Below are 11,906 nucleotides of genomic sequence, written 5' to 3'. Positions count from 1 at the left end.
CGGCTCAGCGCTTCAGCGAAACGAACGCGTCACGACCGGCGTAACGCGCGCCGGCCCCGAGAGCTTCCTCGATGCGCAGCAGCTGGTTGTACTTCGCCACGCGATCGCTGCGGCACAGCGAGCCGGTCTTGATCTGTGTGGCGGTGGTGGCCACAGCAATATCGGCGATGGTGGTGTCTTCGGTTTCGCCCGAGCGATGCGAGACCACGGCGGCGTAGCCGGCGCGATCCGCCATGGCGATCGCCTCCAGGGTTTCGCTGAGGGTGCCGATCTGGTTGACCTTGATCAGGATCGCGTTGGCAGTGCCCGAGTCGATGCCTTCCTGGAAGATCTTCGGGTTGGTCACGAACAGGTCGTCACCCACCAGCTGCACCTTCTTGCCGATGCGGTCGGTCAGCAGCTTCCAGCCGGCCCAGTCGTTCTCGGCCAGGCCATCTTCAATCGTGATGATCGGGTACTGCGCCGCCCAATCTGCGAGGAAATCCACGAACTGCTCGGAGGTCAGGCGCTTGTTCTCGCCGACCAGATTGTACTTGCCGTTCTCGAAGAACTCGCTGGAGGCCACGTCCAGGCCCAGCAGCACGTCTTCACCGGCGGTGTATCCGGCCTTGCCGATCGCTTCGAGGATGGTGTCGAGCGCTTCGACGTTGCTGCGGAAGTCCGGCGCGAAGCCGCCTTCGTCGCCGACCGCCGTGCTCAGGCCGTGGCCCTTCAGCACCGACTTCAGCGAGTGGAAGATTTCGGTACCGGCACGCAGTGCCTCCGAGAACGAGGTGAAGCCCACCGGCAGCACCATGAACTCCTGGAAGTCGACGTTGTTGTCGGCGTGCGCGCCGCCGTTGATGATGTTCATCATCGGCACCGGCAGCGACGGGGTGACGCCGGTCTTGCCTGCCAGGTACTGCCACAGCGCCTGCTTGCTGGAGGCGGCGGCGGCGTGCGCGGTGGCCATCGAAACACCCAGCAGTGCATTGGCGCCCAGGCGGCCCTTGTTCTCGGTGCCGTCAAGATCGATCAGACGGCGATCCAGGGCAGCCTGGTCGGACGCGTCCATGCCCTTCAGCGCGGCGGCGATGGCACCGTTGACGTTGTCCACGGCCTTGCGCACGCCCTTGCCCAGGTAACGGGTCTTGTCGCCGTCACGCAGCTCGACCGCTTCCTTGGTGCCGGTCGAGGCGCCGGAGGGAACCGCGGCACGACCGAACGAACCGTCCTCCAGGATGACTTCGGCTTCCAGCGTGGGATTGCCACGGCTGTCGAGGATTTCACGGGCGTGGATGCTGCGGATCGTACTCATGGTCGGGCCGGTTACCTGTCTGGAGAGGGGGCGACAAAACGAATGCCGCGTGATTATCCCCGGCTGCCCGCCACTTGCCAAATGGCCTGGGCAGCATCAGCCCCAGCTGGACCCAATCACGATCAGGACCATCGACACCAGCATCACCAGCAACGCACCGGCAATCGCCGCCAGGATGGGGCCACGGCGCCGCCGCCAGGCCAGCACCATCGCTACCGGGCTACCCAGAAAGGACAGCACCATCGTGACCATCGCACCCAGCAACCACCACTGCGTGGCCTGATCACTGTTGTTTCCGTCCCCCGGCGGCCGGAAACCGGACGTGAAGGCCAGCACGCCCACCACCAGGGCCATCCAGGTCAACACGGACAGCCCCAGCGCGATCAGGCCCCAGGGCCATCCGCGCGCCACCGCGCTCGTATTCATCAAATCACCCCGTAGAACAGGACGCCCAGCCACAGCGAGAGCAGGATGATCGCCAGGCCAGCCGCCACCTTGCCGCGATTCAGTCGCCAGGCCAGCACAGCGGCAGCGATGCATCCCGCGGCACCGAGCAGCTCTGCGACCAGCAGCGCAATGAAGTACGCCCGCAGATCGAGCGTGCTGCTGCCATCACCCGGGGGCCGCACCGACGCAGCGCCGATCAGGAGCAGGCCGAACATGCCCACAGTGAACAGCACGGCCAGGCCCAGCGCGATCAGGCCCCACGGCCACTGTTTCCAGTGCCGGCGATGACGCTGGGCCTCCAGCGCCAGCCACGGGTCACGACTCACGCGAAGCGTGAGAAGCCGTGCTTCTTGGTCACCGCATCAAGCTCCATCAGGGTCTCGAGCAGCGCTTCCATCTGGTCCAGCGGCCATGCATTGGGGCCATCGGACAGGGCCTTGGACGGGTCCGGATGGGTCTCGGCGAACAGGCCGGAGATGCCCACCGCCACGGCAGCGCGGGCCAGCACCGGTACGTGCTCGCGCTGGCCACCGGAACTGGTGCCCTGCCCGCCTGGCAGCTGCACCGAATGGGTGGCGTCGAACACCACCGGGCAACCTGTATCGCGCATCACCGCCAGCGAGCGCATGTCACTGACGAGGTTGTTGTAGCCGAAGCTGGCACCGCGCTCGCAGACCATGATCTGCTCGTTGCCGGTGGCCTTGGCCTTCTCCACCACCGGCTTCATGTCCCACGGCGCCAGGAACTGGCCCTTCTTGATGTTGACCGGCTTGCCAGCCGAGCACACCTTGCGGATGAAGTCGGTCTGGCGGACCAGGAACGCCGGGGTCTGCAGCACGTCCACCACCGAAGCCACTTCGTCCATCGGGGTGTATTCGTGGACGTCGGTCAGCACCGGCACGCCGATCTGCTTCTTGACCTCGGCCAGGACCTTCAGGCCCTCTTCCATGCCCGGACCGCGGAACGCGGTGCCCGAGGTGCGGTTGGCCTTGTCGAAGCTGGACTTGAAGATGAAGTTGACGCCGAGCTTGCCGGTGACTTCCTTCAGCTTGCCGGCGGTATCGAGCTGCAGCTGCATCGACTCGATCACGCAGGGGCCGGCGATCAGGAACAGGGGCTGGTCCAGCCCGACCTCGAATCCACACAGTTTCATGGCGTTTCCTTGTTGTCCGCGGCACCGGCCGGGCCGGCGCGCTGGGGGTTGAAGCGTGCAAGATGGGGGCCGGCGGCCCCCATCACAAGTCAGGCGCGGGCTTCCTGGAGCAGCTTGCCGCCGGCCTTGCGCTCGCGCGCGGCACGAATGAAACCGATGAACAGCGGGTGGCCATCACGCGGCGTGGACAGGAACTCCGGGTGCGCCTGGCAGGCCAGGAACCACGGATGCGCATCGCGAGGCAGCTCGACCACTTCCACCAAGGTGTCGTCCATCGACTTGCCGGCAATCACCAGGCCCGCATCTTCCAGCTGGGTGCGGTAGCGGTTGTTGAACTCATAACGGTGGCGGTGGCGCTCGGCGACCACGTCCTTGCCGTACAGCTCACGGGCCAGCGTGCCCGGCTTCAGGCGCTGCTCCTGCAGGCCCAGGCGCATCGTGCCACCCAGGTCGCTCTTGTCGTCACGCTTTTCGACATCGCCAGTGGCGGTGCGCCATTCGGTGATCAGGCCGATCACCGGGTTCGGCGACTGGCGGTCGTTCTCGGTGCTGTTGGCGCCTTCCAGGCCGACCACGTTGCGCGCGTAATCGACCACCGCCGCCTGCATGCCATAGCAGATGCCGAAGTACGGCACGCGCTGCTCGCGGGCAAACTTCGAGGTCAGCACCTTGCCTTCGAAGCCCCGGTCACCGAAGCCACCCGGCACCAGGATGCCGTCGACATCAGCCAGTGCGGCCATGTCGGTGCCTTCCAGGTCCTGTGCTTCCAGCCACTTCAGGTTGACCTTGGTGCGCTGGCGCAGGCCGCCGTGCTTCAGTGCTTCGCCGACCGACTTGTAGGCGTCCTGGTGGTCGACGTACTTGCCGACCACGGCGATGGTCACTTCGTCCAGCGGGTGCAGGGTCGCATCGACTGCGTCTTCCCACATCGACAGATCGACCGGGCCAGCCTTGTCGGCCAGCTTCAGCTGGTTGACCACGATCTCGTCCAGGCCCTGCGCGTGCAGGCCCGACGGAATGCGGTACAGCACGTCCACGTCCGGCACGCTGATCACCGCGCGCTCGGAAACGTTGGTGAACTGGGCGATCTTGCGGCGCTCCGAGTCCGGCACCGCCTGCTCGGAACGGCACAGCAGCACGTCCGGCTGGATGCCGATCGAGCGCAGTTCCTTCACCGAGTGCTGGGTCGGCTTGGTCTTCAGCTCGCCGGCGGCGCCGATGTACGGCACCAGGGTGAGGTGCATGAACAGCGCCTTCTCCGGGCCACGCTCGGTGCGCACCTGGCGGATCGCCTCCAGGAACGGCAGCGACTCGATGTCGCCGACAGTGCCACCGATCTCGACCAGCGCCACGTCATAGCCTTCAGTGGCTTCATCGATGCAGCGGCGGATCTCATCGGTGATGTGCGGAATGACCTGCACGGTCGCGCCCAGGTAGTCGCCGCGGCGCTCCTTGCGGATGACGTTCTCGTAGATGCGGCCGGTGGTGACCGAGTTCTTGCGGCTCAGGCGGGTGCGCACGAAGCGCTCGTAGTGGCCAAGGTCGAGGTCGGTCTCGGCGCCGTCGTCGGTTACATAGACCTCACCGTGCTGGAACGGGCTCATGGTGCCCGGATCGACGTTGATGTACGGGTCGAGCTTCATCATCGTGACCTTCAGGCCACGGGCTTCGAGAATGGCGGCCAGCGACGCGGCGGCAATGCCTTTGCCGAGCGAGGACACCACGCCGCCGGTTACGAAAATCAAGGGAGTCATGGCTGCAAGCATCCTGTCTGGAAATGGAAAACGGCAGCACCACGCGCACCCAGGGGGCGGGCATGGTGCTCGGAAGGGGTTTTCCGGTTCGCTGGGACAGCGAGGGAGGTGCCGATCCGTGCGGCGGCAGGCGCCGGACGGGGACCATCGTGCGAGGTCGGGGCGACCGTGCCGGTCAAATCGACCGTCACCTGCGACCCGCCATGCTGGAAGCCACGCTTGGCCGCTCCAGCCCATTCGCAAATGGTGGACACGCACTTACTCCCGGAAAGCCATAGTTTACAGATTGATGGCCGCCAACCCAAGGGGCTTGTACGGCCGATCCAACAAAAAACGCCCCGCTGGGCGGGGCGTTCCGGTGCGCAACCCTTGTGGCAAGGGCGCCTGGCAGGTTGCGGGATCAGCGCTTCTTCCGCGCCTCTTCCTCTTCTTCCTTCTGCGGGGCCGGCTGGCCCTGCGCCTTCATCTCGGCATTGGCCTGGGCACGACGCTTGGCCTTGGCATCGGCCTCGGCCTGCGCCTTGTCGGCCTGGTCACCCTGCTGCGGGGCCGGCTGGCCGGCGTTCTGCGCCACCACCAGCGGCACTGCAACAGCGGCAGTGGCCAGGATTGCAATGGTCAGCAACTTCTTCATGGAGTCCTCCTCGCGGTATGGCTTGGACGTTTCAATCCAACGGGGGTCGCCGGCGTTCAGATTCCAGCGGTTGCCATTTTACCCCCTCCCCGGCGCCGAGGCTGAACCGCAGGCGTGCAAATTCGCCGTCCAGACCGCACACTTGCGCGTCGCTCCGCGCTTTAGAAGATAGATGAACGCCCGCTATAACGCCGCCGATATTGAAGTCCTGTCCGGCCTTGACCCGGTCAAGCGCCGTCCCGGCATGTATACCGACACCGCGCGCCCGAACCACCTGGCGCAGGAAGTGATCGACAACTCGGTGGACGAGGCCCTCGCCGGCCACGCCCGCTCGATCGAGATCACCCTGTACAAGGACGGCAGCGTGGAGGTCAGCGATGACGGACGCGGCATGCCGGTGGACATCCACCCGGAAGAGAAGATCCCGGGCGTCGAGCTGATCCTGACCCGCCTGCATGCCGGCGGCAAGTTCAGCAACAACAACTACACCTTCTCCGGCGGCCTGCACGGCGTCGGTGTCAGCGTGGTCAACGCGCTGTCGACGCTGGTGGAAGTGCACATCAAGCGCGAAGGTGCCGAACATCGCATCACCTTCCGCAATGGCGACCGCGCCACGCCGCTGGAAGTGGTCGGCACCGTCGGCAAGAAGAACACCGGTACCCGCGTGCGCTTCTGGCCGGACCCGAAGTACTTCGATACGCCGAAGTTCGCGGTGCGCGCGTTGAAGCACCTGCTGCGCGCCAAGGCCGTGCTGTGCCCGGGCCTGACCGTCAAGCTGACCGACGAAGCCACCGGTGAAGTCGATACCTGGTACTACGAAGACGGCTTGCGCGATTACCTGAAGCTCGAACTGGGCGAGCGCGAATCGCTGCCGGTCGACCTGTTCGTCGGCAACCTGAAGAAGGACACCGAAGTGGTGGACTGGGCCGTGGCCTGGCTGCCGGAAGGTGAGCTGGTCCAGGAAAGCTACGTCAATCTGATTCCCACCGCCCAGCATGGCACCCACGTCAACGGCCTGCGTACCGGCCTGACCGAGGCACTGCGCGAGTTCTGCGACTTCCGCAACCTGCTGCCGCGCGGCGTCAAGCTGGCTCCGGAAGACGTGTGGGACCGTGTGTCGTTCGTGCTGTCGCTGAAGATGACCGACCCGCAGTTCAGCGGCCAGACCAAGGAACGCCTGTCCTCGCGCCAGGCCGCCGGCTTTGTCGAGGGCGCCGCGCACGATGCCTTCAGCCTGCTGCTGAACCAGAACGTGGAACTGGGCGAGAAGATCGCGCAGATCGCCATCGAACGCGCCAGTGCGCGCCTGAAGACCGAGAAGCTGGTCGTCCGCAAGAAGGTCACGCAAGGCCCTGCCCTGCCCGGCAAGCTGGCCGACTGCATCAGCCAGGACCTGTCGCGCACCGAACTGTTCCTGGTGGAAGGTGACTCGGCAGGTGGCAGCGCCAAGCAGGCACGGGACAAGGATTTCCAGGCAATCATGCCGTTGCGCGGCAAGATCCTGAACACCTGGGAAGTCTCGTCCAACAGCGTGCTGGCCTCGGAAGAAGTGCACAACCTGGCCATCGCCATCGGTTGCGATCCCGGCAAGGACGACATCACCGGCCTGCGCTATGGCAAGGTCATCATCCTGGCCGACGCGGACTCCGACGGCCTGCACATCGCCACCCTGCTCACCGCGCTGTTCCTCAAGCATTTCCCCGCGCTGGTCGATGCCGGGCATGTGTTCGTGGCGATGCCGCCGCTGTTCCGCATCGACGTGGGCAAGCAGGTGTTCTACGCCCTGGACGAGGAAGAGAAGCGCACGATGCTGGACAGGATTGAGCGCGAGAAGATCAAGGGCGCGATCAACGTGACCCGCTTCAAGGGCCTGGGCGAGATGAACCCGCCGCAGCTGCGTGAATCCACCATCCACCCGGATACGCGCCGCCTGGTGCAGCTGACCGTGGACGATGGCGAACAGACCCGCTCGCTGATGGACATGCTGCTGGCCAAGAAGCGCGCCTCCGACCGCAAGGGCTGGCTGGAGTCGAAGGGCGACCTTGCTTCGCTGGAGGTCTGATCCCCGGCGTGGGGTCGGAGCCCTTTCCTGCGGAAACGGGTCCGACCCCATGCGCCCCGGGGCATTACGCCCCCATCGGCAAACCCAGCGGCGGCATAATGCGCGTCCATCCGTGTGGATCACCGTATTGGCCAGCCACTCGCTGCTGTTCCCCGGCCTGCCGCTGCACAGTGCACGGCTGGTCCTGAGCCCGATCCGCCGTGACGACGCTGCCGCGCTGTTCACGCTGCAGTCCGACCCGGACGTGATGCGCTGGTGGAACCATCCAGCCTGGACGCGGCAGGCCGAGGCACGCGAACAGATCGACGATGACCTCGCCGCCCATGCCATCGGCTCCCAGCTGAAGCTGGCGGTGCGCGAATCGCTGGAAGGTCCGCTGCTGGGCATCTGCGTGGTATTCGCGCTCGACCGCGATGCAGCGCGCGCTGAGATCGGCTATCTGCTGGCACCCGATCACCAGGGCCAGGGCTACATGCACGAGGCCCTGCAACGGGTACTGGCCTACCTGTTCCGCACCCTGCACCTGCATCGCGTGGAAGCCGAGATCGACCCGCGCAATGCGCCCTCCGCGCACGTACTCGAACGCCTGGGCTTCCACTGCGAGGGGGTGCTGCGCCAGCGCTGGCGCATCCAGGGGCAACTGGCCGACTCGGCCGTCTATGGCCTGCTGGCCGATGACGAAGCGGCAACCACCCTGCCCGCTTGACCCGATCTGGCCATTAGCGGCCTCAACGCCCGGCCATGCCTTTGGACACATACGGCATGGGCCGCAACCGACCTAGCATCGGAACCCCCTTCCGCTGCCGATCCGGTGCCATGAAGTCCCTGCTGCATACTGCCGCGCTCTGCGTCGGCCTGCTCATCGCCCCCGCCAGCGCGCTGGCCGCGCCTGACGCCGAGGCCAAGCCCGATCCGAAAGACGACAAGACCGAAGCGCCCGCGCTACCCGCCGATGCGTCGGCCCGCCAGAGCATGCGCCTGGCCGGCCGCACCCTCGACTACACCGCCACCGTCGGCACCCTGCCGGTACGCGATGCCAAGGGCAAGATGATCGCCGACGTGGTGTTCACCGCCTACACGATGCCGGGCAAGGACCGGCCGGTGACCTTCGCGCTCAATGGTGGCCCCGGTGCGTCGTCGGTCTACCTCAACATGGGCGCGATCGGGCCCAAGGTGGTGACCTTCGGCTCCGAGGGTGACAGCGCCTCGGCGCCGGCCACCCTGCACGACAACCCGGGCACCTGGCTGGACTTCACCGATCTGGTGTTCATCGACCCGGTCGGTACCGGCTTCAGCCGCGCGCGCATCGGCGACGATGAAGCCAAGAAGGCGCTCTACAACCCCAGCGCCGACATCGAGTACCTGTCGCGCTCGATCTACGACTGGCTGCTTCGCAACCAGCGCATGGCCTCGCGCAAGTACCTGACTGGCGAGAGCTACGGTGGCTACCGTGGCCCACGCATCACGCACTTCCTGCAGACCCGGCTGGGCGTGGCGATGAACGGCCTGGTGCTGGTGTCGCCCTACCTGAGCCCGACCCTGGAAGACAACGCCGACGTCTCGCCGATGGCGTGGATGCAGACGTTGCCGTCGATCGCTGCAGCGCACCTGGAGCGCCAGGGCAAGCTGACCGATGCGGCGATGCGCGAGGTGGTGGACTACACCCGTGGCGACTACGCCACCGCGTTGATGAAGGGCCGCAGCGATCCGCAGGCGACCGAGGCGATGCTGCGCCGGGTGACCGAGTTGACCGGGCTGGACCCGCAGTTCGTGCGCCGTGCCGGCGGGCGCCTGGAAACCCAGGCTTATTTGCGTGAGGTGTTCCGCGACAAGGGCACGCTGGGCAGCCGCTACGACTCCAACGTGACCGCATTCGATCCGTTCCCGAACGATCCGGAGCAGCGCGCCAACGATCCGCTGCTGGACAGCATCATTGCGCCGACCACCACGGCGATGGTCGACTTCGTGACGCGGGTGGTTGGCTGGAAAGTGGATGCGCGCTACCAGGCGCTGAACTACGACGTGAACCGGCTGTGGGACCGCAATGGCGAGCTGCGCCAGGGCGCGGTGACCCAGCTGCGCCAGGCGGTGGCGATCGATCCGCACCTGCAGGTGCTGATCGTGCATGGCTGGAACGACCTGTCGTGCCCGTTCATGGGCTCGATCCTGACGGTGGACCAGATGCCGACGATGGGCAGCAATCCGGACCGGGTGCAGGTACGCAGCTATCCGGGGGGGCACATGTTCTACAGCCGGGCCGACAGCCAGGCGGCGTTCCGCAGGGATGTGCAGGCGTTGTTCCAGCGTAATTGAGGGGGTGCGGCCGGGCCTGCGGCCCGGCACCCGCTGGATCAACGGCAACGTCAAAATCCGGGTTTCCATGCGCTGGCGAGGCGGGGTGGGGATGCAGGACACGCCGTAAACCCATCCCTGGGGGCTCGATGGCGCCATCCATGGCGCCAACGGTCCTGCATCCCCACCCCACCCCGCCGCTGACAGGTTCCTGCTGCTGTTGGTGGGTGCCGACCGTTGGTCAGCATGCTGGATGCGGAAAATTCTCTGGCCATGAAAAAAGCCCGCCGGTATCCGGCGGGCTTTTTCGGTTGCAACCTTGGCGTGGCGATCAGGTCCAGCCGAACAGTTCGAACAGCTTCAGGATCAGGTAGGCACAGCCGCCTGCCGCCGGGATGGTCAGGATCCAGGCCCAGACGATGCGCTCGATCACGCCGAACTTCAGCGAGCGCGGGTTCTTGGCGAAGCCAACGCCCATGATCGCGGTGGAAATGCTGTGCGTTGTCGAGACCGGCATGCCGAAGTGGGCGGCCAGGGTCAGGATGGTGGCCGAGCTGGTCTCCGCAGCGAAGCCGTGGATCGGGTGCAGCTTGACCATCTTGTGACCCAGGGTCTTGATGATCTTCCAGCCGCCCGATGCGGTACCGGCGGCCATCACCACCGCACAGGTCAGCACGATCCACATGGCGATGCCGTCACCGGCATGCGCGTCCGGGTGCATGAAGGCCAGCCAGGACGGCAGGTCATTCAGTGCGCCGGTCGCTTCGGCACCGATCAGGGTCATGGCGATGATGCCCATGGTCTTCTGCGCGTCGTTGTGGCCGTGGGCAAAGCCCATGTAGGCCGCCGAGGCGATCTGCGCCTTGCCGAAGAAGGCATTGACGATGCGCGGACGGGCCAGGCGACCGATGGCACCACCGATCTTGGCCAGGCCGGCGATCAGCGCCCAGAGCAGCACCATCACCACGATGCCAAGCAGGAAACCGGCGATCGGCGAGGTGATCATCGGCACGAACACCTTCCACAGCAGGCCCTTGTTCTGTGCCCAGCTGCCCAGGCGCTCGGACCAGATCAGTGCGTCCCAGTTGTTGTGGGCGGCGGCCAGGCCGGCGCCGCAGAGGCCACCGATCAGTGCGTGCGAGGACGAGGACGGAAGGCCCTTCCACCAGGTGATCAGGTTCCAGATGATGCCGCCCAGCAGGGCGCACAGGATCACCTGCGGGGTGACGTCGACCACGTTGGTGTTGAGCAGGCCCGAGGCGATGGTCAGCGCCACCGCGGTACCGGTCAGTGCACCGATGAGGTTCATGAAGGCGGCCAGCATCACCGCCCAGCCGGGCGAGAGCACCTTGGTCGCCACCACGGTGGCAATGGAGTTGGCGGTGTCGTGGAAGCCGTTGATGAACTCGAAGACGAGCGCGGCCAGGATCACCACCAGGACAAGGGTCAACATGCGGCGGCGTCCGTCAGCTGTTCTTCAACACGATCTGGTACGCCACCACGCCGGCCTCGCGGCAACGGTCGATGGCCTTTTCCAGGATCTCGAAGAATTCCTTCAGCAGGAACATCTGCAGGTTGTCCAGGCGGCCCGAATAGATGTCGCGGTACAGCTCGAGCATCAGGCGGTCGGCTTCGTTCTCCAGCGAGCGCAGCTTCTCGTTGAGCGCGGTCATCCGGTCCAGGTTCATGTGGCGCAGGTCGGCCACCATCTCCACCACCACGCCGGCAGCCTGTTCCAGCATCGCCGCGCGCGGCGCGAAGTCGATGTGCTCCAGGTGGGTCGTGGCCAGCGAATAGCGATCGGCGAACTTCTCGATCTGCTTGGGAATCTTGTACAGCGCCGAGCCCAGCGCTTCGATGTCTTCGCGCTCGATCGGGGTCATGAAGCTGTCCACCAGCGCCTGGCTGATCTTGTCCGAGGCCGCGCGTTCGCGCAGGCGGGCCAGCTTGAAAGCATCCAGCGCAGGCTGGCGGTCGGCCTCGCGCAACATGGAATGCAGCGCCTTGGCAGCATCGGAAGCCGCGACGGCAGCCTCATCGAGCAGGGTGTAGAACTGTTTGCCGGAACCGAAAATGGTCTGCAGAGAGAACATTGAGAAACCTGTCAGCCGTCGCGGGAAGGACGGCACCAGACGGAATTATGACGGCTAGATGACCATCTCGGGTATCCCTGCCCCCTTTCAAGGGCTTGGAACCCCCAACCTGAACAGGCGGTTGCCACCCTGCCACGCCCCTTTGCTAAGATGCCAGCGCGCCTCCGGGCGCAC

General features: G+C 65.7%; 11 protein-coding genes. 3 read left to right on the top strand and 8 right to left on the bottom strand.

Annotated features, from left to right (window positions below; translation table 11 throughout):
- Positions 1 to 4: 4 nt before the first annotated feature.
- The 6 genes from eno to ACYKG1_RS07880 all read right to left on the bottom strand — a co-directional run bounded on the left by eno (position 5) and on the right by ACYKG1_RS07880 (position 5,285).
- Positions 5 to 1,297, bottom strand: a complete 1,293-nt coding sequence (gene eno, locus ACYKG1_RS07905) for a phosphopyruvate hydratase (RefSeq protein WP_100471906.1) — start codon at positions 1,295 to 1,297, stop codon at positions 5 to 7.
- A 96-nt stretch (positions 1,298 to 1,393) separates the two neighbouring features.
- Positions 1,394 to 1,723: a hypothetical protein gene (locus ACYKG1_RS07900; RefSeq protein ID WP_478472312.1), complete on the bottom strand. Its 330-nt coding sequence runs from the start codon at positions 1,721 to 1,723 to the stop codon at positions 1,394 to 1,396.
- Positions 1,723 to 2,070, bottom strand: coding sequence for a hypothetical protein (locus ACYKG1_RS07895; RefSeq protein ID WP_100471904.1), 348 nt, complete (start codon positions 2,068 to 2,070; stop codon positions 1,723 to 1,725). The genes ACYKG1_RS07900 and ACYKG1_RS07895 overlap by 1 nt, the downstream gene beginning before the upstream one ends.
- The gene (kdsA, locus tag ACYKG1_RS07890; RefSeq protein ID WP_100471903.1) at positions 2,067 to 2,897 is read right to left on the bottom strand and encodes a 3-deoxy-8-phosphooctulonate synthase; all 831 of its coding nucleotides are present in this window, start codon (positions 2,895 to 2,897) and stop codon (positions 2,067 to 2,069) included. Before kdsA ends, ACYKG1_RS07895 begins: the two co-directional genes overlap by 4 nt.
- An 89-nt stretch (positions 2,898 to 2,986) precedes the next feature.
- Entirely contained in the window at positions 2,987 to 4,651 is a 1,665-nt protein-coding gene (locus ACYKG1_RS07885) for a CTP synthase (protein WP_478472311.1), read from the bottom strand.
- 400 nt (positions 4,652 to 5,051) lie between these two features.
- Positions 5,052 to 5,285, bottom strand: coding sequence for a hypothetical protein (locus ACYKG1_RS07880; protein WP_478472310.1), 234 nt, complete (start codon positions 5,283 to 5,285; stop codon positions 5,052 to 5,054).
- Between the two features lie 172 nt (positions 5,286 to 5,457).
- On the opposite strand from ACYKG1_RS07880, the gene parE reads away from it, so the two are divergent.
- The 3 genes from parE to ACYKG1_RS07865 all read left to right on the top strand — a co-directional run bounded on the left by parE (position 5,458) and on the right by ACYKG1_RS07865 (position 9,660).
- Positions 5,458 to 7,347: a DNA topoisomerase IV subunit B gene (parE, locus tag ACYKG1_RS07875; protein WP_478472309.1), complete on the top strand. Its 1,890-nt coding sequence runs from the start codon at positions 5,458 to 5,460 to the stop codon at positions 7,345 to 7,347.
- A gap of 127 nt (positions 7,348 to 7,474) precedes the next feature.
- Positions 7,475 to 8,053 carry a GNAT family N-acetyltransferase gene (locus ACYKG1_RS07870; protein WP_262227069.1) on the top strand — a complete coding sequence of 193 codons (579 nt, stop codon included), beginning with the start codon at positions 7,475 to 7,477 and terminating at the stop codon, positions 8,051 to 8,053.
- A 110-nt stretch (positions 8,054 to 8,163) separates the two neighbouring features.
- A complete protein-coding gene (locus ACYKG1_RS07865; protein WP_262084423.1) occupies positions 8,164 to 9,660 on the top strand; it encodes a S10 family peptidase in 1,497 nt (498 codons plus the stop codon).
- Between the two features lie 310 nt (positions 9,661 to 9,970).
- On the opposite strand, the gene ACYKG1_RS07860 is transcribed toward ACYKG1_RS07865, so the two are convergent.
- Together ACYKG1_RS07860 and ACYKG1_RS07855 are read right to left on the bottom strand one after the other, a co-directional pair.
- The gene (locus ACYKG1_RS07860) at positions 9,971 to 11,092 is read right to left on the bottom strand and encodes an inorganic phosphate transporter (protein ID WP_014036730.1); all 1,122 of its coding nucleotides are present in this window, start codon (positions 11,090 to 11,092) and stop codon (positions 9,971 to 9,973) included.
- Positions 11,093 to 11,105: 13 nt separating this feature from the next.
- A complete protein-coding gene (locus ACYKG1_RS07855; RefSeq protein WP_004152833.1) occupies positions 11,106 to 11,732 on the bottom strand; it encodes a DUF47 domain-containing protein in 627 nt (208 codons plus the stop codon).
- Positions 11,733 to 11,906: the final 174 nt, after the last annotated feature.

The organism is Stenotrophomonas sp. 85239_Sma (genome assembly GCF_056481725.1).
This window is presented reverse-complemented; position numbering and strand designations above follow the sequence as displayed.

Bases quoted from the DNA above. Each gene is read 5' to 3' on its own strand.
- ACYKG1_RS07855 (WP_004152833.1), bottom strand. From the start codon at position 11,732: ATGTTCTCTCTGCAGACCATTTTCGGTTCCGGCAAACAGTTCTACACC.
- ACYKG1_RS07865 (WP_262084423.1), top strand. From the start codon at position 8,164: ATGAAGTCCCTGCTGCATACTGCCGCGCTCTGCGTCGGCCTGCTCATC.
- eno (WP_100471906.1), bottom strand. From the start codon at position 1,297: ATGAGTACGATCCGCAGCATCCACGCCCGTGAAATCCTCGACAGCCGT.
- kdsA (WP_100471903.1), bottom strand. From the start codon at position 2,897: ATGAAACTGTGTGGATTCGAGGTCGGGCTGGACCAGCCCCTGTTCCTG.
- ACYKG1_RS07885 (WP_478472311.1), bottom strand. From the start codon at position 4,651: ATGACTCCCTTGATTTTCGTAACCGGCGGCGTGGTGTCCTCGCTCGGC.
- ACYKG1_RS07900 (WP_478472312.1), bottom strand. From the start codon at position 1,723: ATGAATACGAGCGCGGTGGCGCGCGGATGGCCCTGGGGCCTGATCGCG.
- ACYKG1_RS07860 (WP_014036730.1), bottom strand. From the start codon at position 11,092: ATGTTGACCCTTGTCCTGGTGGTGATCCTGGCCGCGCTCGTCTTCGAG.
- parE (WP_478472309.1), top strand. From the start codon at position 5,458: ATGAACGCCCGCTATAACGCCGCCGATATTGAAGTCCTGTCCGGCCTT.
- ACYKG1_RS07880 (WP_478472310.1), bottom strand. From the start codon at position 5,285: ATGAAGAAGTTGCTGACCATTGCAATCCTGGCCACTGCCGCTGTTGCA.